Genomic DNA, 22,128 nt, shown 5'->3' with positions numbered 1-22,128 from the left:
TCCTTTTAAAACATCATTCACGATCATTGATTCTTATCAATTTCGCTTAACAGTTTTTCAATGTGACTCCCGTATGCGATAGATTCGTCAATCTTAAATAAAAGTTCCGGTGTATGCCGAAAACGAATCCTTTTGCCAAGCTCTGAACGAAGAAAGCCGTTTGCTTTATCAAGCGCAATAAGCGTATTCTTCTTTTGATCTTCATCGCCAAGCACACTAAGATACACTTTTGCTTGTGCAAAATCATTCGGGACTTCGACCCCTGTTACAGTTACGAAGCCTATCCGAGGGTCCTTCAGTTCACTTTGAATGAGAATACTCAATTCCTTCTTGATCTGTTCTGCAACACGTCCTGTGCGAATTTTAGCCATGTGTTATCACCTCTCTACTTGCGTTCCACTGTTTCCATGATGAACGCTTCGATAACGTCGCCTTCTTTGACGTCATTATAGCTTGCCAAAGTAATCCCACATTCATAACCTTGAGCCACTTCTTTTGCATCATCTTTAAATCTCTTCAAGGAATCAATCTTGCCTTCGTGAATAACAATACTGTTACGAATTAAGCGAAGTTCCGCATTTCGCGTAATTTTTCCTGAAGTAACCATACATCCCGAAACAGTACCCACTTTGGTGATTGTGAATACACTACGTACTTCAGCATGCCCGATAATGTTTTCTTTATAAATTGGGTCAAGCATGCCCTTCATGGCTTGCTCAATCTCTTCAATAACATTGTAGATGACACGATGTAGACGAATGTCTACTTTCTCTTGGGCTGCAGTTAGAGCAGCTTGATTATCTGGACGAACGTTATATCCGATTACAATCGCACTGGAAGCAGCAGCTAGAATAATATCGGATTCCGTAATCGCACCCGCACCACTGTGAAGTATTTTGACGCGAACGCCTTCCACTTCAATTTTCTCAAGAGAGCTCTTAAGGGCTTCAACTGTTCCCTGAACATCACCTTTGATGATTACGTTAAGTCCTTTAATTTCACCATCTTTAATGTGCTGGAATAGATCATCCAACGTCACACGAACGTTACTACCCATATCAGACTGACGCTGAGTGATGGAACGTTTATCTGCGATGGAACGAGCTTTACGCTCATCTTCAAACACCATAAACGGATCTCCCGCTTGTGGTACTTCCGTCAACCCTGTAATTTCAACAGGTGTAGATGGTCCAGCTTCCTTTAAACGACGTCCTTTATCATTCACCATCGCACGAATACGACCGAAGCAGTTACCCGCTACGAAAGCATCACCTACGCGAAGCGTACCATGCTGTACTAATACGCGTGCAACTGGACCGCGTCCTTTATCTAGCTCGGCTTCAAGGACTGTAGCACGTGCACGTTTGTCAGGATTAGCTTTATATTCATTCATTTCTGCCACGAGCAGAATCATTTCAAGCAAATCTTCAAGCCCAGTTCTCTGCTTAGCAGATACGTTAACGAAAATCGTATCTCCGCCCCACTCTTCCGGAACTAGACCGTATTCAGTCAACTCCTGCTTCACTTTATCAGGATCTGCACCTGGTTTATCAATTTTGTTAACAGCTACGATAATAGGCAATTCAGCAGCTTTAGCATGACTAATCGCTTCTACTGTTTGTGGCATAACACCGTCATCTGCTGCAACGACAATAATTGTAATATCAGTCACTTGAGCTCCACGTGCACGCATTGCAGTAAATGCTTCGTGACCAGGTGTATCAAGGAATGTTATTTTCTTATTGTTAATCTCAACTTGATAAGCACCAATATGCTGAGTAATACCGCCCGCTTCGCCACTTGTTACATTCGAAGAACGGATAGCATCAAGCAATGTAGTCTTACCATGGTCAACGTGACCCATAATCGTTACTACAGGAGGACGAGATTTCAAATCAGATTCTTCATCTACTTCTTCCATCGTTTCAAAGCGATCATCTTCCACCGCAATCTTCACTTCAACTTCCACACCGAATTCGCCGGCAAGAAGAAGAACAGTTTCAACATCCAGTTCCTGATTGATGGTTGCCATAACACCCATCGTGATCAACTTTTTAATAACTTCAGAAGCATCTTTGTGAAGCAATTTAGCAGATTCGCCAACTGTTGTCACACCACGAACAATAATTTTCTTAGGGGTGTTGTCAATTTTCTCGCGAGCTTGGTAATTCGCTTTACCTCTGCCATTCTTACCACCACGATTATTTCTGTAGTTGCCACCTTTGTTATCGTCGAAGCGTCTAGATCCATTGTTATTGGATCTATTTTTGTTAGCGCCTCTATTGTCACCTTGTGCAGCCCCATCAGTACGTGATGCATCACGAGTAGGAGCTCCCGTGCTACGATTCTGTGATTGTGGACGAGCAGTAGGACTACTTGAACGTTGTCCCCCACCTTGGCCTTGCGACGGACTGCTTGGACGGTTTGCACCGTTTGATCCTTGCTGTGCGCTTGGTCTTTGTCCACCTTGGGATGAAGCAGGTCTTGCTGCCCCAGAACTTTGAGGTCTTGTGGATCCATTATTACTACTTTGGGGTCTCGAAGTACCCGTGCTACTTTGCGGCCTGGACGTTACTGTACCTGTACCATTGTTATTATTCGGATTATTATTCATACCTACCTGCTTTTCCTGTTGTTTTTTTGTCTCATCTTGCGCCGTAACGGTACTGTTCTCATGACGAGAAGCAGACGCTTCGTTTGGCTTGATCACAACGGCATCCTTCTTGACAGATGACGTTGTTGCCATTGCATGGCTATCTCCGCTTTCTCTTTTCGCGGCTGCATTGGACTTAATATTCTCGAAAAACTTCTCCACTTTAGTGACAGCGTCGTTCTCCATCACACTCATATGGTTATTAACGGGTAAATCCAAACGCTTTAGAATCGTAATAATTTCTTTACTACTCATGTTTAGCGATTTAGCATACTCATATACGCGAAATTTTTCCTTATTACTTTCTTGTTTAGTCAATATACTCCACCTCCGACATTGTCTCCATAGAATCGGAGATCATTTTCGCGAATCCTTGATCCGTAATTGCCAGCACAACACGATGTGGTTTCCCAATACTTGTGCCCAGACTTTCCCGGTCATATCCGATCACCAGAGGGATTTTGTATGTTCCGCATTTATCACGAAACTTTTTTTGTGTATTTGGTGAGGCATCGCCAGCTAAGATGACCAACTTTGCTTCTGAAGAACGAATAGTTTTGAGCACGACTTCGTCACCTGTAACTACTTTTCCTGCACGCATCGCAAGACCCAGACGAGAAAGCGTCTTATTCATCATTGGATTTCTCCTTCATCACTAGAAATTCATCTTCCGCAGCCACAAAATCATCTGCCAATTGCTCATAAATTTCGGGCTTCACATGATGTTTCAAGGCACGATCCAAAGACTTATTCTTGTGAGCTAATTTAAAGCAGGCGACCTTGCCGCAAAGATAAGCTCCGCGGCCAGATTTCTTCCCTGACAGATCAATTAGCACCTCATCTTCAGGCGTCTTCACGATTCGTATCAGTTGTTTCTTCGGCATCATTTCTTGGCATGCCACACATTTACGTAATGGTACTTTTCTAGACTTCATGCTGTATCCTCCGTCCTAATTTTACGAACTTAATCGACGGAGACAGAATCTTGAGGCATCTCATCAGAGAATGTTTTCGGTCTACCGAATTCCTGTTCCGCTTGAGTCTCACTCTTGATATCAATTTTCCAGCCAGTCAATTTAGCAGCAAGCCTTGCATTCTGTCCTTTAATACCAATAGCAAGAGATAATTGATAATCTGGCACAATCACTCGAGCCATCTTCTCATTCTCAAACACTTCGACTTCTAGGACCTTGGAAGGACTAAGAGCATTTGCAACGTATTCTTCAACCTTATCGGAATACCGTACAATATCAATCTTCTCTCCGCGTAGTTCACTAACAATAGTCTGTACCCGAACTCCCTTAGGTCCAACACAAGAACCTACCGGATCCACCTCATCGTTACGTGAATAAACAGCGATCTTCGAACGGAAACCTGCTTCACGTGCAACGGAACGAATCTCAACAACTCCGTCAAAGATTTCAGGAACTTCCAATTCAAATAGACGTTTAAGTAAGCCTGGATGAGTACGCGATAACATAATTTGCGGACCCTTAGTCGTATTCTCAACTTTTGTGATATAGGCTTTTGTCCGCTCGCCATGTTTAAACTTCTCGTTAGGCATAAGCTCATTCAAAGGAAGCAATGCTTCAACTTTACCTAAGTCAATGTAAACGTTACGGGGATCCTGACGTTGTACCGTTCCGGTTACAATATCTTCCTCTTTATCCACATAAGCGTTATAGATCAGCCCACGCTCTGCTTCACGAATACGTTGTGTAACAACTTGTTTCGCTGTTTGTGCAGCAATCCGACCGAAGTCACGTGGAGTAACCTCAATCTCTGCAATATCCTCCAATTGAAAATGAGGATTTATTTCTCGTGCTGCGGGAAGTGAGATCTCCATCCGTGGGTCCAACACTTCTTCCACAATCAGTTTACGGGCATAAACTTTAATTACCCCCGTATTGCGATTCATGTCTACTCTTACATTTTGGGCCGTATTAAAATTACGCTTGTAGCTTGAGATTAACGCCGCTTCAATCGCTTCAAATAATATTTCTTTACTGATCCCTTTTTCTCGTTCCAATTCATTCATTGCTTCAATAAAATCCATACTCATTGGAATTCAGTTCCCCCCTTTCTTCATCCTTGTTCCTTAAAAAATGATCGTTAATCTAGCACTTGCTACCTTGGCATACGGAATACTGTACTGCTTCTTACCTATTACAATGACAAGTATATCGTCCTCAAACGAAAGAAGCCGGCCTTCAAATTCTTTGAGACCGTCCAGTGCTTCGTATACAGTAACAAACACATCTTTACCAACGGCTTTGGTGACATCGGTACTTTTCTTTAATGGTCGCTCCGCACCAGGAGACGATACTTCCAGGAAGTAAACATCAGTAATTGGATCGTTAAGATCCAGCTGCTGGCTCATATATTCACTAATCAAACCGCAGTCATCAATATCAATACCGCCTTCTTTATCAACATAAATACGCAAAAACCAATTACTTCCTTCTTTAACGTATTCCACATCAACAAGTTCGAAGTTATGCTCATCCATATAAGGTTGGACCATTTCTTCTACGATACTTTTTATCTTAGGTGTGCTCAAAGACTATAACCTCCAAGACTTTCATTATCCTATATACCAAAGAGTAAAGAGTGGGTTGCCCCACTCTTTACACAACGGTTTTATCTCCATGATTACTAAAGAAAATTATAACATAGTCTGGCAACACTGACAAGTATCAGTCCTTGACTCCCCCTTGACCAAACCAGAGAAAGCTCATATATAACAGGTGATCATCCCCATTTAAAACAAAGACAATTGGTTGCTTTCTGGTAACCCTCTGAAGCATCCCATCTGTGTGAGCACCTCAACTATCGTCTTACTTGCTTTGGATTTCTGCTGGAAGTCCTCAATCGATAAGTATTCTCCATCTTCACGTGCTGCTGCAATATTACGAGCGGCATTGTCACCAATCCCCTGCATTGCAGAGAACGGTGGGATAAGGGAATCAGCATCTATCGTAAACTTCGTCGCATCTGAACGGTAAAGATCAATCGTCTTGAAACTGAAGCCACGTGCTGTCATCTCCAAAGCCATTTCAAGAATAGCTAACATACCCTTCTCCTTAGTCGTTGCTTGGAAACCTTTCTGTTCAATTTCCACAATCTGACGACCTATGGCTTCATATCCTTGACAGCAAAGTTCAATATCAAAATCCTCAGCCCGAACGGTAAAGTATGTCGCGTAATATGCAATAGGATAATATAATTTGAAATAAGCTGTACGAACTGCAGATATAACGTAGGCAGCAGCATGTGCCTTTGGAAACATGTATTGAATTTTGAGACACGAATCAATATACCAAGCGGGTACTTTGCATTTCTTCATCTCATCAATCCATTCAGAGTTAAGACCCTTTCCTTTACGAACACTCTCCGTAATCGTAAAAGCCAAGCCTGCATCCATACCCGCTTTATAAATCAGATAGAGCATGATATCATCACGACAACCGATCACCGTCTTAATATTACATGTCCCATTCTTGATTAAATCTTGTGCATTTCCTAGCCATACGCCAGTTCCATGAGACAATCCCGAAATCTGCAATAAATCGGCGAAGGATGTCGGTAACGACTCGATTAACATTTGACGAACAAATTTAGTTCCCATTTCAGGTACACCGTAAGTAGCCACTGGCGTTCTTATCTGTTGTGGTGTAACCCCTAGCGCTTCTGTAGAGTTAAATAAACTCATTACTTTAGGATCATTCATAGGTATCGTAGTTGGATCAACACCCGTTAAATCTTGTAACATACGCATCATCGTTGGGTCATCGTGACCTAGAATATCAAGTTTGAGTAAGTTATTCTCAAAGGCATGATAATCAAAGTGAGTCGTCTTCCATTCAGCGCCTTGATCATCTGCTGGGTACTGAATCGGTGTGATATCTTCAACATCCATGTAATCAGGTACTACCACAATACCACCTGGATGCTGTCCCGTACCTCTTTTAACACCTGTAAAACCAGCCGCAAGACGACTCACCTCGGCTCCTCGCCATTGCTTCTGATGTTCTTCTTCATACTTTTTGGTATACCCAAAAGCTGTTTTCTCTGCGATGGTCCCAATGGTACCTGCGCGGAATACACATTTCTCTCCAAAAATCTCTTTCGTATAATTATGAGCTATCGGCTGATATTCCCCAGAAAAGTTAAGGTCGATATCGGGTACTTTATCTCCTTTAAATCCTAGAAAGGTCTCAAAGGGAATATCCTGCCCCTCACCAGTCAACCTCCCCCCACATTGTGGACAAGTTTTCTCAGGAAGGTCAAACCCACTCGGAATGCTACCATCAAGAAACCATTCATTATATTTACATTCAGCGTTTTTACAAACGTAATGAGCTGGTAACGGATTAACTTCAGATATTCCTAAAAAAGTCGCAACGACGGATGACCCTACAGATCCACGTGAACCAACCAAATAACCATCCCTGTTGGATTTCTTCACTAGACGTTCAGATATTAAATAGTTGGCTGAGAATCCGTATTTGATAATTGGCTCTAATTCTTTCTCAAGTCGCTTTATCACAACATCAGGTAAATCTTCCCCATATAAACCCTTAGCCGTATCATAACAGGTGTTCCGAATCTCTTCGTCAGCACCTTCTATGATAGGAGTATAGAGCTTTGTTGGGAAAAGAGGATAATCTTCAAATCGATCAGCAAGTTCAATGGTATTGGTCACCACTACTTCATTCGCTTTTTCTTTACCTAAGAAGTCGAATTCCGCGATCATTTCATCCGTCGTACGAAAATGTGCATCTGGTTTCTGCATATCCTTCAAAGGACTAAAGCCTGTAATCCCATTAATAGCAATATCGCGGAACAGCTTCTCCCGAGGTTCAAGATAATGTACATTCCCTGTTGCGATGACTGGTTTGCTTAATTTCTCGCCTATCTCGCATATTCGCTTCACAGCCGTCTTTAATTCAAGCGGGCTAGCAACTAAACCTTTATCAACTAAATGCATGTACATGGTCAAGGGTTGAATCTCGAGAATATCATAGAACTGCGCAATATCCTCTGCCTCTTCTACGGACTTATTTAAGACCGCTTCGAAGAATTCACCCTTCTCACAACCTGAGATCACAAGCAATCCTTCACGCATTTCCTCAAGTTTAGATTTGGGTATGCAAGGTACTCGCTTAAAGTATTCAGTGTTGGATAAAGAAATTAACTTAAATAGATTCTTCTTACCTATCAAATTCAAAGCATATATCCCACAATGAAATGGACGAGTGTTGGACAAGTCTACGCCAACATAATCATTTAGCCGATCAAGCATAGTAATGTTCTTCATTTTCAATACGTCAGAAAGAAGGCCACTTAAAATACCCGCCAATGCGATCGTATCGTCAATGGCTCGGTGATGACTTTCTAGCAACACTTTATACTTCGTTGCCAACGTATTAAGCCTATGATTTTTCATACCTGGATAGAGTAGGCGAGCTAATTCAAGGGTATCCAACACTGGATTTGGCATGATCGGTAATCCATATTCTTTCAATGAGGCTTGAATAAAACCAACATCAAATCTTGCGTTGTGAGCTACCAAAATGCCATCTTCAGCGAATTTTACGAAATCATGTAATACGGGTTCTAGATCCGGAGCATCCTTAACCATTTCATCCGTAATATTCGTTAACTGTTGAATATGATAAGGAATTTTCTCATGTGGATTGACAAACGTGGCGTAGCGGTCAATTTCCTTGCCATCTTTTATTTTCACTGCAGCAAGCTCTGTAATATTACTAGCTGTTACTGATAACCCTGTAGTCTCAATATCAAAAACAATGTATGTTGCACTACTAAGATCAATCGGCTGTGGCTGTAACACCACAGGAATAGAATCATTCACGACATTGGCTTCTACACCATATAACATTTTTAGTCCATTCTTTTTCGCTGCTTTGGCTGCTTCAGGGTAACTTTGCACACCACCATGATCGCTAATTGCAATCGCAGTATGTCCCCATCTAGCTGCCGTCTTAATATATTTATCGATAGGCGTGATGGCATCCATCGTACTCATCGTAGTATGCAAATGAAATTCTACCCGCTTCACAGGCGCGTTATCTTTACGTTCAGCAGGTGCTACTACCTCATTCAAATCAGTAGGCATCATAACTAATTCAGGAATTTGCATGAAACGATCGTATTCTACCCTACCACGAACTTTTATCCATTTGCCGTTTTCCAGTTGGTTTAACACTTTGACATCATCTTTTGTTTTGGCAAACATCTTCATTTGCATCGAATCACCGAAATCAGTCACGTTAAACATAAATAACGTCATACCATTTCGTAACTCTTTACTATCAAGACCAAACACGGCTCCCTGAATCGTAACCTTTTTCTCTTCATCCTGAATATCTTGAATAGGAATCGGCTGGTCTTTGATATCATATCCCATATGAAGACGGACATCTCCAGCATCCTCATCGAAATTACTCTCAGCCTCGATGCTGCTCATCATATGCTGAACAACTTCCCGCTCTTCTTGAATCTTCTTCTGTTCAAATTCCTCAATCGCTTCTTTTCCGCTATCTCCAACACCTAATTTAACGTGAAGGGGAAGAGCAAAGTAGTGAGTAAAGAAGCGAGTAATGGCTTGGTCGATTTGTTTCTTCTTAGCTAGTTCCATTGAAGTAGCATCCGTCAATTTTAAGAGTAACTTCTCACCCTCAATTTCATATGACGCTCTCGCCATCCATCCATTGACTGAAGGAATCTCCCTCTGTACCCACTCTTTAAACAAACTCCAATAAGTATTCACAATATCTTCTGCTAATACAGCATCCGTATATTTGAAAACAAATGAAATTTTAGCTATATGTTGCATCTTTTCTTGAATTCTGAGACAAAATGAACGATACACTTCACCAGGAACAATCGTATCCTTAACAATACTAATGACCCATTCTTGGTTACTACGGCTAATCTCAACCTTTTCAATATATCCATCCAAAAAATGAGGATCGATTAGAGTGGGTGGAACTGTGCCTTGTTTCATCAGAAGCTCAAATCTTGCTCTTTTCTCTTCCACAGTGCTCATCTTTTCTTCCCCCTTGACCACCTAGCCTTAACTATTAAAAAGCGAAGAGCTTCTGTGTACAAAAATGCTCTCGATCTCTTACCCACCGACTCATTTCTGCCAGAAGCTCTTCCACTTAACTATCTTAGAACTCTATTGACTCTTAGTACGCTCTAGCAAATACAACTGTATGTTTGGACGCCTCTCCACAGACGATACAAGTTTCTTTCGTTTCAGCAGGTTCCAATGGAATATTACGACTCGTTGCTCCGGTCTCTTCCTTCACCTTACGCTCACATTCCACTGTACCGCACCATCCAGCTAATGTGAACCCACGAGATTCTTCCATTCTCATCTTCATTTCTTCAAGGTTGTCCACTGAGTAGAAATGATCGCTCATAAATTGCTTCGCACGGTCTAACATCTCTTGATGTACTTGTTCAAGCATTGCCTTTACTTCTTCGATCAGATTATCCTGTTGAACAATCTTCTTCTCACCTGTAATACGTGATACTAGCACACAGACGCCATTCTCCATGTCACGAGGGCCAAGCTCCAATCGTACAGGAACACCACGCATTTCATATTCATTAAACTTCCAACCTGGAGATACATCACTACGGTCATCGACCTTAACTCGAACTCCAGCTTTCTTCAGTTCAACAAACAATTCATCTGTACGTCCAACCACTGCTTCACGAGTCTTAGGTGGTCCAATAGGAACCATGATAACTTGTGTAGGAGCAACTTTCGGAGGTAGAGCAAGACCACGATCATCTCCGTGTACCATGATTAACGAACCAATCAATCTAGTAGTCGTTCCCCATGATGTCGTGTGTACATACTCCTGTGTATTCTCACGACTTAAATATTGTATTTCGAACGCTTCCGCAAATTTCGTTCCTAGATAATGCGATGTACCAGCTTGTACTGCCTTTCCATCTTTCATCATTGCTTCAATGGAGAATGTATCCACAGCTCCGGCAAATCGTTCCGAAGGTGTTTTCTGTCCTGTAATGACTGGGATCGCAAGATATTCCTCCAAGAAAGATCGATAAAGCTCTAACATTTTCATCGTTTCTTCACGTGCTTCTACTTCAGTCTCGTGAGCCGTATGACCTTCTTGCCATAAAAACTCAGTTGTTCTAATGAACGGTAACGTCCGCTTCTCCCAACGTACGACGTTTGCCCACTGATTTATCAACACAGGTAAGTCACGGTAAGATTTGATCCATTTGGAGTACATATGACCAAACATCGTTTCAGATGTTGGGCGGATCGCGAGACGTTCTTCGAGCTTCTCACCTGCAGCTTCAGTTACCCATGGCAGCTCTGGATTAAATCCTTCGATATGATCCTTTTCCTTTTGGAAGAAACTCTCAGGAATTAAGAGCGGGAAATAAGCATTACGATGTCCCGTTTCCTTAAAGCGACGATCCATTTCCGCCTGAATGTGCTCCCAAATTTCATATCCATCCGGACGGAATACGATACACCCCCGAACTGGCGAATAATCCATTAACTCGGCTTTTTTAATCACATCTATATACCAACGGGAGAAGTCTTCTCCTTGTGGTGTAATCTCTGTCACGAACTGCTTATCTTTTGACATAAGGATGAATTTCCTCCTAAAATTTTTCTGTAATACCCCATGTTATGCTTCTGAAAAATTCACATCGGAAGCATAATCAAAGTTTTTGAGCGTTACTTCATGCTATACTTCGGAAAAACTTGCTTCGGAAGCATAGACTTTAGTTTTCTAACGTACTAACCATTAATCAATCTTAAAATATCATTATAAGTAACAGCGATCATAAGTAGGAATAACATCGCAAAACCAACAAAATGAACCATTCCTTCACGATTCGGATCAATCGGTTTACCACGTATCCACTCAATACCGAGAAATACAAGTCGGCTACCATCAAGTGCCGGAATAGGGAACAGATTGAAAATCCCCAAGTAAAGACTTAATATCGCAGCCCAATAGGTAAGTTGCTCAATGCCTTGCTTCGCAATCTGACCTGTTACCTCAAATGTACGTACAGGACCTCCGAGATCATCCATAGAGAATTGATTAATTAATTGACTGAATCCTTTAAAGATCATTTCAGTAGTACTCACCATCGTTTTCCCTGAATTGACAATGGTCTCCCCAAAAGTAGCTTTACGAGATGGGAGTTCAGGTGTAATACCAACTTTACCACCTTCTTGTCCTTCCATCTTGACTGGCGTAAGAGTTACATTAAATGTTTCTTCGCCTCGACGAATCGTCCATTCCATGGGTTTCCCTTGGGATTTTGCCGTTAATTCAATCATCTTCTTATAATCGGCACCAATCATCGTACCATTGATGGAATCAACGATATCCCCTTTTTTCAAATTGGCATCAGAAGCTGGCATGCCTTCCGATACATCACCAATCTGGACATACGTTGGGTTATCCAAAGGAATCCCGGCCATCTGGGTATGTATTGCGAACAATACAAATGCAAGAATGAAGTTCATCACAGGTCCTGCAAAGATAGACAACGCACGTTGACCTACCGTCTTGCTACCAAATTGACGATTTTTAGGAGCAATCTGTGTCTCTTTTCCTTTAGTAACCATCATTGCTTGGGGATGAACACGATATTGTTGAACATCCTCATCCACGTTTAGTCTTAAAGTTAGAGCTACATCCAGATCAATGGATTCTACTTCACCACGTATCACATTTTTCCGGTTATCTAGCTGATCTAGATAGATCTTCTTCACTTCGTCATTCGCTATGCGAACAGCAATCGTCTGTCCCACCTGAATTTCCACAATTTCAGGATCTTCACCGGCCATACGTGCATAACCACCAAAAGGTAGTAACCGAAGCGTAAACTGAGTTTCATGACGTTTATAGGAGAACAGTTTCGGACCGAAACCGATAGCAAATTCTCGAACCAATATGCCGGCACGTTTGGCAAAATAGTAATGTCCCCATTCATGTACCGTCACAATAACAAAAAACATTAATACTGTCAGAAAAACAACCTGAACCATTTCCAAAGCATCTCATCCCCCTTTATTGTCTAAGATCGAAGTATGTCCCTATAGATTATCATTATTCTCCGACCCAACACAAGAGAATCACTTTTGTAGCAATTTTTTCAAAAAGAGAAGATGGTAAATTCTATCAAATTCTTAGTGCCAGGTCACGCGAACGTCGATCACACTCTTCAATAGAACCCAAATCAGGAATGGAAATATTATTATGCTGTTCAAGTACTTTTTCAATAATCTCTTCAATATGCAGAAATGATATCTCTCTCTGTAAAAACCTTGCCACGGCAATCTCATTCGCAGCGTTAAAGGCCGTTGTTGCTGTGCCACCCATTCTGCCACACTCAAATGCAAGACGAAGACAAGGGAATCTCACATAATCCATCTCTTTAAAATGAAGGTTACCCACTTCAGAAAGAGACAAACTACGTGTTGGCGATGTCCAACGTTCTGGATAAGTTAAAGCATATTGAATAGGAACCCTCATATCTGGATTTCCTAGTTGGGCAATAATACTACTATCACAGAATTCCACAAAAGAATGGACGATACTCTCTGGGTGAAGAATCACATTAATCTGATCATACGGTAAATTGAAAAGCCAATGTGCCTCGATCACCTCGAGTCCCTTATTAACCATCGTTGCTGAGTCAATTGTAATCTTCGATCCCATGGACCAATTTGGGTGCTTTAACGCATCTTCAACCGTAACATCCTTTAATTGTTCTCTTGATAGATCTCGAAATGACCCTCCAGATGCCGTAATGGTAATCCCAGCAACATCCGATCTTCTTTCACCATTCATACATTGGAAAATAGCAGAGTGCTCACTATCGATCGGGAACAAATTCACGCCCTTTTCAAGTGCAAGTGAAGTCACTAAGTGACCGGCAGTCACCAAGGTTTCCTTGTTAGCCAGTCCAATATGCTTACCTGCTTCTATCGCGGCCAATGTAGACTGTAACCCTACACTTCCCATCACTGCAGTAACGACCATTTCAGCATCTGTACCAGCTGCAACTTCAACAAGACCGGCATCTCCATAAAACACTTGAGTAGTAGATGGAAGATGTGGCTTGATTTGCTCAGCTAATTCTTTCGTAGCAATGGATACTTTCTTTGGTTTAAACTCATGTACCTGACGAATCAACAATTCCGCATTCGTACCGGCTGCAAGACCTTCGACTTGAAATTGATCTCTATGAGTAGACACCACGTCCAATGTCTGAGTTCCTATCGATCCCGTAGAACCAAGAATACTAATTTTTTTCATAATGCACCTTCTCTCGTGTTAGTAAGGCAATAGCATCACGATATGTACAAAAGGGAAAACAATAATCCAACTATCACAACGATCTAATATCCCACCATGCCCTGGCAATAGCTTACCTGAATCCTTTATATTATACACTCGTTTGTAAGCCGACTGCATAAGATCTCCAAGTTGTCCAACGAGCGCGCACGTAAGTCCAATAAGGCAAGCTCTACCCAAACCGAGTAAATCTCCTGAAGAAATAGCAAATATAACAGCGGTAAGGATAGCAATTACAACACCACCAACCGCACCTTCAACTGTCTTGTTGGGGCTAATAGCTGGCCACAACTTATGACTTCCCCATTGTTTACCAACAAAATAGGCACCCGCATCACTTGCCCAAATCGAAGAAAGCAATAGAAAAGTCCAGAACAGCCCGTTCCCATCAGGAGCGTGCCGTGACTCTGCGATGTAATAAAATCCAACACCAATATATAATACACCCAATAAAAGCAATGACACCTGCTTAATACTAATGCGATTTTTGGTAAGCACCGTCATCGTCATCAACAGAAAGAGGAGAAGCCATATCATTTCCCCATTTGGAGTATACGTTATATTCAAAAGTTTCCAAGGGAACATGATCATGAACACACCAATAAATCCAAGCGATGCTATTCCGCTAAATGGACGCACTTTGATCATTTTTACAAATTCATAATAACCTACTAGAGACATGGCAAGTACAAGTAGATGAAATGACATGTCACCAATCACACAAAATCCTAGAAAAATAGCTCCAGCAATAATTCCGGTAATAAGTCGTTGTTTCAACGATCTTCATCCTCTACTTGAGTTATGACAGCCCACCGTATCGTCTTGTTCTACGCTGATATTCAGCGACAGCATCATGTAAATGATCCTCATTAAACTCAGGCCAGTATATATCGGTGAACCACAATTCGCTATAAGCCAACTGCCATAGCATAAAGTTGCTAATTCTCATTTCACCGCTTGTACGGATCAATAAGTCTGGATCGGGTAGACCATAGGTCTTCAAATGATTTTCAATCAAAGTAGGAGTAATATCCTCTGCTTTCAATCTACCCGCTTCAATCTCTTGCCCGAGTAATATCATACCATCCGTTATTTCTTTACGACCACCATAGTTCAATGCAAAATTGAGCACAAGACCATCATTACCAGCTGTAAGTTGCACCGCATCTTCCATAGCTTTTAAAGTATGGCTAGGTAATCCTTCTTTATCGCCCATCATACGAATCTGTACGTTTCGTTCAATTAATTCGTCCAACTCAATCGCGAGAAATTCTTGGGGAAGTCGCATAAGGAAATCAACTTCATCTTTAGGACGTTTCCAGTTCTCAGTCGAGAAGGTGTACATCGTTAAATATTTGATCCCAAGCTCATCTGCAGCAATTGTTGCACGCTTAACAGCTTTCATTCCGTTATGGTGTCCAACAATTCGGGGTAATCCAAGACGTTTCGCCCAACGTCCGTTTCCATCCATAATGATCGCAACATGTTCAGGAATATTATCCTTAGTAATGTCCATCGGCTTCGGACTGTCTTTTTGCATCCACCATGATCGAATTCGTTTGATCATTCCATTTCCTCCAAGCCACTTTCTGCAAGTTGAAACTGATATTCACACCACACCTACATGGATAAGAGAATTCCTTCTGTTCAAGAAGAAACGGCTACACCATCTCCTTAGGGACGGGTATCCGTCTCTTCGAAAATATAAGAAATAGAGTATCAAGTGAAACTTATACTTTCTTATATTTAAAAAAGAGACAAACCCCACCATAAAAGGAGGGGCCATAAGTCTCTTATACGTCCATGATCTCTTTTTCTTTCACCAAGAGAACCTTGTCGACTTCGGCACTATATTTATCCGTCATCTTTTGAATATCTTCTTGATGTTTGTGGGATTCATCTTCAGTAATATCTGTTTTTTCCAATTTCTTAATGTCATCATTCGCATCACGGCGAATATTACGGATAGCAATTTTCGCTTCTTCACCGAATTTTTTAGTTGTCTTAACCAATTCAACCCGACGTTCTTCAGTAAGAGCAGGTATTGTCAAACGAATCATAGTCCCGTCATTGGAAGGTGTAATTCCAATGTCCGACTTTGAAATCGCTCTTTCAATCTCTTGTAACGAAGATTTGTCCCAAGGCTGAATCATCAGCGTACGAGAATCCGGCGTGTTAATGTTAGCTAATTGACTGAGTGGTGTCGGTGCTCCATAATACTCGACTTGAATTCGATCAAGAAGAGCAGGTGCCGCACGACCTGCACGCAATGAAGCAAGATCACGTTTCAAAGCAAGAATCGCTTTTTCCATACGTTCTTCAGCACTTTTCCTAATAGCTTGTGGCATTAGTCTACACTCCCTTTAACAATCGTTCCAATTTTCTCACCCAATACAACACGTTTAATGTTTCCTAGTTCCGTGATTGCAAATACGATGAGTGGGATATTATTATCCATACACAAGGATGATGCCGTAGAATCCATCACGCCTAAATTCTTGTTAAGCACTTCCATGTAAGTCAACTGTTCATATTTCTCAGCTGTTTCGTCTTTAAAAGGATCTGCAGAATACACGCCATCCACTTTGTTCTTCGCCATCAAGATCACTTCAGCTTCAATCTCCGCAGCGCGTAAAGCAGCTGTTGTGTCAGTTGAGAAGTACGGATTACCTGTACCAGCAGCAAAGATAACGACGCGACCTTTTTCAAGATGACGTATAGCTCTGCGTCGGATATAAGGTTCGGCTATCTGTTGCATCGCAATCGATGTCTGAACTCTTGTAGGCACATCAATTTGTTCTAATGCATCCTGTAATGCGAGCGAGTTCATTACTGTTGCCAGCATCCCCATATAATCGGCAGTAGCACGGTCAAAACCATTTGCGCTACCAGCGATTCCGCGCCAGATATTACCACCACCACATACGATGGCTACTTCAACACCAAGTTCCACTACTTCTTTAACTTGTACTGCGATCGATGCGATGGTATCAGCATCGATACCATAACCCGTTTGCCCCGAGAGGGATTCACCACTGACTTTCAAGACCACTCTTTTAAATACTGGCTGTTCCAATGTTAACCCTCCACTTTGAGAAGGCGCTAATAAGTCCGCGCCAGTTTTTATGTCTATATCCAAGAAATAAGAAGCGTAAATACTTCTTATATGTTAAAAAAGAAGGAACACATTGTGTCCCACTCTTCTTTATGTCTATTATTATAACACTATTTTTGAGTATAATTATTAATGTTTAACTTGTGCCATTACTTCTTCTACGAAGTTATCTTCTTTTTTCTCTAAGCCTTCGCCAAGTTCAAAACGAACAAAACGACGAATAGAAATGTTCTCACCAATTTTGCTGATTTTCTCATTCAACATCATGGAAATCGTTTTGTCAGGATCTTTAATGAAGGATTGTTCCATCAAGCAGATTTCTTCATAGAACTTGCTGATACGACCTTCAACCATTTTTGCAATGATTTTCTCAGGTTTACCTTCATTTAATGCTTGTGATTTTAAAACTTCCATTTCTCTGTCAACTTCTTCTTGAGGAACTTCTTCACGACGAACATAAAGTGGGTTAGCCGCTGCAATTTGCATCGCAATATCACGAGCAAACGACTTAAATTCTTCAGTTTTACCAACGAAGTCAGTTTCACTGTTAATTTCTACAAGCACACCAATTTTTCCACCAGCATGGATGTATGATTCAACAGTACCTTCAGTAGCTGCACGTCCTGCTTTATTAGCAGCAGCTGCTAATCCTTTTTCACGAAGAAAATCGATCGCTTTTTCTACATCACCATTTGTTTCATCAAGCGCTTTCTTACAATCCAACATTCCTGCTCCTGTTCTTTCACGAAGCTCTTTCACTGCACTAGCGTTAACTGCCATTTATATTCCCTCCAAAAATGATATTGTGTCTTCCTTTAATTCATTAGCTCAAGCAGAAATTATCGTCTCAGCAGAGTCGATATCTAACTTATGTGATAAACATTACGAAAGTATGGGTGACACCTATACTTTCGTAATATTTTAAAAAAAGGGCAGTGAGAGGTTATCCACCTGCCAACCACCCTTTTCATTTTAATTCATTTATAGTATGAATTACCTAAGCTATATTAGGCTGTTGGTTCTTCAACTTGTTGAGCTTCAACAATGGCATCAGCCATTTTACCAGTCAATAGTTTAACAGCACGAATTGCATCGTCATTACCAGGAATAACATAGTCAATTTCGTCTGGATCACAGTTAGTATCAACGATACCTACGATTGGAATACCCAATTTACGAGCTTCTGCAACCGCGATACGCTCTTTGCGAGGATCAATGATGAACAAGGCACTTGGTAGGCCCTTCATATTCTTGATTCCGCCTAGGAATTTCTCAAGACGATCTTTCTCTTTGCGAAGAAGGATAACTTCTTTTTTAGGTAGTACAGCGAATGTGCCGTCCTCTTCCCATTTTTCAAGCTCTTTCAAGCGGAAAATACGTTTTTGAATTGTTTCGAAGTTAGTTAGAGTTCCGCCCAACCAACGTTGGTTAATGTAAAACATTCCACAACGTTCAGCTTCTTCTTTCACGGAATCTTGCGCTTGTTTCTTCGTTCCTACGAACAGAATAGTTCCGTTCTCTTCGGAAACACTTTTCACGAAGTTATAAGCTTCTTCTACCTTTTTAACCGTTTTTTGCAAGTCAATGATGTAAATTCCGTTTCTCTCCGTGAAGATATAACGGTCCATTTTTGGATTCCAGCGGCGAGTTTGGTGACCGAAATGTACGCCTGCTTCCAAAAGTTGTTTCATGGATATTACTCCCATTTTCAAGCACCTCCTGTGATTGGTTTTTTGTGTCCTCCGCCAACCGTCATCTCCCTTAAAGACTTTCTAACAAAAGAAAGCACCCTTACAGGGATCACTTGGCGTGTGTTTTTAACACCGACAATTAATATACCATAAGTTATAAGTCGTTGCAACCATTTTTCATCATGAAATATGGTTTATTTTTGTAAGTAAAGACGATGTGAAATGTAATCAACAAAAAAACCGTCTGCTATTCTTAGCGAGACGATTGTATTCTAATTTTGGATATAATAGATTCAATGTCTTCACCTTTATAAAACGTGTAACTCCCATCGCGAATCTTTCTATTTATCTTTTGATCTGCAGCTTGTTTAATAAATTGATGACTGCTTGCAATCACACCTATTTTTTCTAGATCCTCTGCAACACTTTTCAGGTTGCTTCCCTTTTTGATCTTATAGGCTACCGCTTGAGCATCATCTGTCTTTGAAGGAGCTACTGGCGTCTTCGTAGGTAAGGTACTTTGTACTTTGGTTGACTGAACACTAGAAGAATCACTCTCATTCTTCTTCACTGGTTGTGCAGGTGATGATGGTTGAACAGGTTCTGTAGCCGGTATCGCCTTCGTAGGTACTTCTGTCGACTTCCCTTTATCCTTCGTACTCTCGTCAGATGATTCAGTCACTTTTAAATCCAACGCTTTGGCGTTCTCTTCAATCTGTTCTCTAGTCAGAACAGCAGATTGATCCGAAATCGGTGAGTCTTGGCCCTCACCCATGATCATCAATTGAAGCAGGATGGCTCCTATAATGAGTCCTATACCTAACCCGCTCATAAATGAACGATTCTTCATCACAGAGACTCCTCCTGTTTCGCTAGTTGAAGAATAAGCTGAACTTCACCACGCTGTAATCCGACTGATTTGCCAATAATATCAATCGATTTCCCTTGGTTGTGTAGTTCGAACAGTTCCGAATAACGATGCTTGATAGAATTGACTGGTTCAGACACCACATCAGATTGCTCATGCTCAATTACTGGTACTTCAGTTATAGATGACACTTCTACACTACGAACCTCCGCTAAAGCTGTAACTTGACTTTCTGCATCCGTTATACGAGCGCCTTGTTGTGCTGAGTATTGTTCTACCTGAAGTAATCTTTGCCGCATTTCGCTCAGTTGCTCTTCCATTGCCAAATGTTTAACCGAAGTATCTTTCTTCATTTGTCCAACGAGTTCAACCAATGTATCATTTTCCTCTTCTATATCAGCCATATACTGCTCCAAAGTGGACTCCACTTCTTTGATCACTTGTTCCGAGGACATCTTCCCTACTTGTCTCGTAGGAAGCATTACAGCATATACCAAGGCTGCAGCCCCCAACATGACGATTATAATCCATGGTTCCAAAAGCCTCTAATCTCCTTTGGTCTGTCTTAGCAATATGTTTAAAGAGACAGATCGATATGATGACCCTTGTAGGGGTGCTCAGCCGGGTGATGCTCTGAGGAATGCTCTTGTTGATTGGAAGCTGATTGCCCGTCACTTTCAGAGGAATGTTGTTGCTTTCCCTCTTCCCGAATCAAGGACTTTGCTGTTTCAGCAACACCGGAGCTACGTTGTCGCATCTCAAGACTTTCTTTGATTTGTTGATTCATTAATAAACTTTGTTCTTGAGCGGATCTCTGATGAAACTCGTTTTGTATTTTCCCTGCTTCTTGGGTTCTCGGCACAGCGATTTGTAATTCTACCGATTTCATACTCACGATATCCACCTCACTCTGGAGAAATTTAATTCCCTAACCATTCCTTTATATGTAAGGAACCATCATTATATCGCCTTCGGAATAATAAAAGGAAACTCGTTCTGCAGTATCTTTAACAAATCGAGTATATCTACCAATGACAATCTTTGATCCTCCATAAATCGTATTGATGATTTCAACCTTAGATTTATTTGTATCTTCAAGCATCTTCTCTATATCCAATATCCGTTCTTTATTCTCAGACTGCTCTTTAACATGGGATTTGAGAGTTGCATTCAATTTAGCACGCATACTCAACTTGTCAGAAGACAATTGTCCTACCGAAGCTAGTTGGTTTAATAAATTTAGAGCCTGCTCCGATTTCACTATGTTATCGGCTTGAAACCTCATTTGATTCCGAAGCTCAGTTAGTTCATTCCTTAGTTCAGGTACGACACCTACTTCAATCGTAGTGATCGTGGACATGGTATTACCTACTGTCCGAGCGATTACTTTTTCACCAGCCTGAATACTTCCACCTACGATTAGACCCTTTACATCTTTACATATCACATTTTTAGCTGCTCTTATATTAGAGTGCATAATACTCTGAGATACAATCACATCTTCACCAGCGATCACATTCCCATCTTGTATGAAAGATGTTTTCACATTTACTCCTGCTTTGACATGTCCTTTGTTGTATCCAATAATGCCACTTGTAATTTCAACAGATCCATTTGCATCAATCTCAGCACCCTCAACTCCACCAATCACACGAATATCTCCAGCTGCTTTAATTCTAAAACCAGTGAGAACATTGCCACGGATGATAACGTTACCCACAAAATCAATATTTCCAACACTGTAATCCACGTCACCATTCACTTCATAAATTGGAAATACGTTAATTTTACTTTTGTCAGAAATCGTTATCATTCCATCAAGAGCAGCATACATGGCTGTTTTGTCTTCATTAACAACAACATTTTTTCCCACTTTAAAATTAGCTTCTTTACCTGTTTTAAATGGAATCGCTTCATTCATAACCGACATCCCTAATTTACCAGGTATAGGCTCTATTCGTTTAGCAATGATCTGGCCTTTTCGTACATTGTTGAGATTATTTATTTCCTTGTGATCGACCTTCCCATGGTCTGATTCCAACGGACTATGGCCTTTTCCCTCAGCTAATTTCATTACCATTTCAATTCGCCCATCTATTCCTTGAACAGGAGAAAACCCGAAAGCAATGGGAGTCTTAGCTGAATAGAATTTTTTAGGATTCTCTGAAATTTGTTGGAGTGTAGAACGATCTAGTCCATATTTAACTTGTTGCGTATGAATGAAACGTTCGAGATCTTCCTGAGTGCAACTAAACTCATCATCTTGTTTTAAGAACTGGAGGTACGCTTCAGTTTTGTCATCAGAAATACTCACTATTAAATATGTTTCGAGCAAATAGTGATCCGTCAAACTTATTCCCCCTTAATAAATCTCTTCAAACATCCGCTCGTTATCAACACTC

General features: G+C 41.1%; 20 protein-coding genes. All 20 read right to left on the bottom strand.

Annotated elements, in window-relative coordinates; genetic code table 11:
• Positions 1-23: 23 nt before the first annotated feature.
• Positions 24-371 (bottom strand): 30S ribosome-binding factor RbfA, encoded by a 348-nt coding sequence (rbfA, locus tag PGLA_RS16350; protein ID WP_068534662.1) that lies wholly within the window; start codon positions 369-371, stop codon positions 24-26.
• A 14-nt stretch (positions 372-385) separates the two neighbouring features.
• Entirely contained in the window at positions 386-2,971 is a 2,586-nt protein-coding gene (gene infB / locus PGLA_RS16345) for a translation initiation factor IF-2 (RefSeq protein WP_068534654.1), read from the bottom strand.
• A complete protein-coding gene (locus PGLA_RS16340; RefSeq protein ID WP_068535087.1) occupies positions 2,964-3,287 on the bottom strand; it encodes a L7Ae/L30e/S12e/Gadd45 family ribosomal protein in 324 nt (107 codons plus the stop codon). The genes infB and PGLA_RS16340 overlap by 8 nt, the downstream gene beginning before the upstream one ends.
• Complete coding sequence (gene rnpM / locus PGLA_RS16335) at positions 3,280-3,588, bottom strand: RNase P modulator RnpM (protein ID WP_068534650.1); 309 nt, start codon at positions 3,586-3,588, stop codon at positions 3,280-3,282. The genes PGLA_RS16340 and rnpM overlap by 8 nt, the downstream gene beginning before the upstream one ends.
• Before the next feature lie 29 nt (positions 3,589-3,617).
• Positions 3,618-4,715, bottom strand: a complete 1,098-nt coding sequence (gene nusA, locus PGLA_RS16330; RefSeq protein WP_068534647.1) for a transcription termination factor NusA — start codon at positions 4,713-4,715, stop codon at positions 3,618-3,620.
• Positions 4,716-4,751: 36 nt separating this feature from the next.
• The gene (rimP, locus tag PGLA_RS16325; protein WP_068534645.1) at positions 4,752-5,213 is read right to left on the bottom strand and encodes a ribosome maturation factor RimP; all 462 of its coding nucleotides are present in this window, start codon (positions 5,211-5,213) and stop codon (positions 4,752-4,754) included.
• A gap of 201 nt (positions 5,214-5,414) precedes the next feature.
• On the bottom strand, positions 5,415-9,728 hold the full coding sequence (locus PGLA_RS16320; protein WP_068534643.1) for a PolC-type DNA polymerase III: 4,314 nt from the start codon (positions 9,726-9,728) through the stop codon (positions 5,415-5,417).
• Positions 9,729-9,870: 142 nt separating this feature from the next.
• On the bottom strand, positions 9,871-11,319 hold the full coding sequence (proS, locus tag PGLA_RS16315; protein WP_068534639.1) for a proline--tRNA ligase: 1,449 nt from the start codon (positions 11,317-11,319) through the stop codon (positions 9,871-9,873).
• A gap of 155 nt (positions 11,320-11,474) precedes the next feature.
• The gene (rseP, locus tag PGLA_RS16310) at positions 11,475-12,746 is read right to left on the bottom strand and encodes an RIP metalloprotease RseP (protein ID WP_068534636.1); all 1,272 of its coding nucleotides are present in this window, start codon (positions 12,744-12,746) and stop codon (positions 11,475-11,477) included.
• Positions 12,747-12,873: 127 nt separating this feature from the next.
• Positions 12,874-14,013 (bottom strand): 1-deoxy-D-xylulose-5-phosphate reductoisomerase, encoded by a 1,140-nt coding sequence (locus PGLA_RS16305; protein ID WP_068534634.1) that lies wholly within the window; start codon positions 14,011-14,013, stop codon positions 12,874-12,876.
• 18 nt (positions 14,014-14,031) lie between these two features.
• Positions 14,032-14,829 (bottom strand): phosphatidate cytidylyltransferase, encoded by a 798-nt coding sequence (locus tag PGLA_RS16300; protein ID WP_068534632.1) that lies wholly within the window; start codon positions 14,827-14,829, stop codon positions 14,032-14,034.
• Positions 14,830-14,851: 22 nt separating this feature from the next.
• Positions 14,852-15,619 carry an undecaprenyl pyrophosphate synthase gene (locus PGLA_RS16295; protein ID WP_068534630.1) on the bottom strand — a complete coding sequence of 256 codons (768 nt, stop codon included), beginning with the start codon at positions 15,617-15,619 and terminating at the stop codon, positions 14,852-14,854.
• Between the two features lie 226 nt (positions 15,620-15,845).
• Positions 15,846-16,400 carry a ribosome recycling factor gene (frr, locus tag PGLA_RS16290; protein WP_068534628.1) on the bottom strand — a complete coding sequence of 185 codons (555 nt, stop codon included), beginning with the start codon at positions 16,398-16,400 and terminating at the stop codon, positions 15,846-15,848.
• Positions 16,400-17,128, bottom strand: a complete 729-nt coding sequence (pyrH, locus tag PGLA_RS16285) for a UMP kinase (protein WP_068534625.1) — start codon at positions 17,126-17,128, stop codon at positions 16,400-16,402. Before pyrH ends, frr begins: the two co-directional genes overlap by 1 nt.
• Positions 17,129-17,296: 168 nt before the next feature.
• The gene (tsf, locus tag PGLA_RS16280) at positions 17,297-17,947 is read right to left on the bottom strand and encodes a translation elongation factor Ts (RefSeq protein WP_068534619.1); all 651 of its coding nucleotides are present in this window, start codon (positions 17,945-17,947) and stop codon (positions 17,297-17,299) included.
• A 227-nt stretch (positions 17,948-18,174) separates the two neighbouring features.
• The gene (gene rpsB, locus PGLA_RS16275; protein ID WP_068534617.1) at positions 18,175-18,873 is read right to left on the bottom strand and encodes a 30S ribosomal protein S2; all 699 of its coding nucleotides are present in this window, start codon (positions 18,871-18,873) and stop codon (positions 18,175-18,177) included.
• A 238-nt stretch (positions 18,874-19,111) separates the two neighbouring features.
• Positions 19,112-19,711 (bottom strand): hypothetical protein, encoded by a 600-nt coding sequence (locus tag PGLA_RS16270; protein WP_068534615.1) that lies wholly within the window; start codon positions 19,709-19,711, stop codon positions 19,112-19,114.
• A complete protein-coding gene (locus PGLA_RS16265; RefSeq protein ID WP_245700007.1) occupies positions 19,708-20,265 on the bottom strand; it encodes a hypothetical protein in 558 nt (185 codons plus the stop codon). Before PGLA_RS16265 ends, PGLA_RS16270 begins: the two co-directional genes overlap by 4 nt.
• Positions 20,266-20,303: 38 nt before the next feature.
• Positions 20,304-20,615: a hypothetical protein gene (locus PGLA_RS16260; protein ID WP_342671692.1), complete on the bottom strand. Its 312-nt coding sequence runs from the start codon at positions 20,613-20,615 to the stop codon at positions 20,304-20,306.
• 51 nt (positions 20,616-20,666) lie between these two features.
• Entirely contained in the window at positions 20,667-22,076 is a 1,410-nt protein-coding gene (locus PGLA_RS16255) for a flagellar assembly protein A (RefSeq protein WP_068534610.1), read from the bottom strand.
• Positions 22,077-22,128 lie beyond the last annotated feature (52 nt).

It is taken from the genome of Paenibacillus glacialis (assembly GCF_001637205.1).
Taxonomy (GTDB): Bacteria; Bacillota; Bacilli; order Paenibacillales; family Paenibacillaceae; genus Paenibacillus_AQ; species Paenibacillus_AQ glacialis.
Note: the sequence above shows the minus strand (reverse complement) of the source record. Positions and strands in the feature narration are given on the sequence as shown.

Bases quoted from the DNA above. Each gene is read 5' to 3' on its own strand.
- rpsB (WP_068534617.1), bottom strand. From the start codon at position 18,873: ATGGGAGTAATATCCATGAAACAACTTTTGGAAGCAGGCGTACATTTC.
- proS (WP_068534639.1), bottom strand. From the start codon at position 11,319: ATGTCAAAAGATAAGCAGTTCGTGACAGAGATTACACCACAAGGAGAA.
- PGLA_RS16305 (WP_068534634.1), bottom strand. From the start codon at position 14,013: ATGAAAAAAATTAGTATTCTTGGTTCTACGGGATCGATAGGAACTCAG.
- tsf (WP_068534619.1), bottom strand. From the start codon at position 17,947: ATGGCAGTTAACGCTAGTGCAGTGAAAGAGCTTCGTGAAAGAACAGGA.
- PGLA_RS16260 (WP_342671692.1), bottom strand. From the start codon at position 20,615: ATGAAATCGGTAGAATTACAAATCGCTGTGCCGAGAACCCAAGAAGCA.
- PGLA_RS16320 (WP_068534643.1), bottom strand. From the start codon at position 9,728: ATGAGCACTGTGGAAGAGAAAAGAGCAAGATTTGAGCTTCTGATGAAA.
- PGLA_RS16340 (WP_068535087.1), bottom strand. From the start codon at position 3,287: ATGAATAAGACGCTTTCTCGTCTGGGTCTTGCGATGCGTGCAGGAAAA.
- rbfA (WP_068534662.1), bottom strand. From the start codon at position 371: ATGGCTAAAATTCGCACAGGACGTGTTGCAGAACAGATCAAGAAGGAA.
- nusA (WP_068534647.1), bottom strand. From the start codon at position 4,715: ATGAGTATGGATTTTATTGAAGCAATGAATGAATTGGAACGAGAAAAA.
- PGLA_RS16295 (WP_068534630.1), bottom strand. From the start codon at position 15,619: ATGATCAAACGAATTCGATCATGGTGGATGCAAAAAGACAGTCCGAAG.
- frr (WP_068534628.1), bottom strand. From the start codon at position 16,400: ATGCCACAAGCTATTAGGAAAAGTGCTGAAGAACGTATGGAAAAAGCG.
- rnpM (WP_068534650.1), bottom strand. From the start codon at position 3,588: ATGAAGTCTAGAAAAGTACCATTACGTAAATGTGTGGCATGCCAAGAA.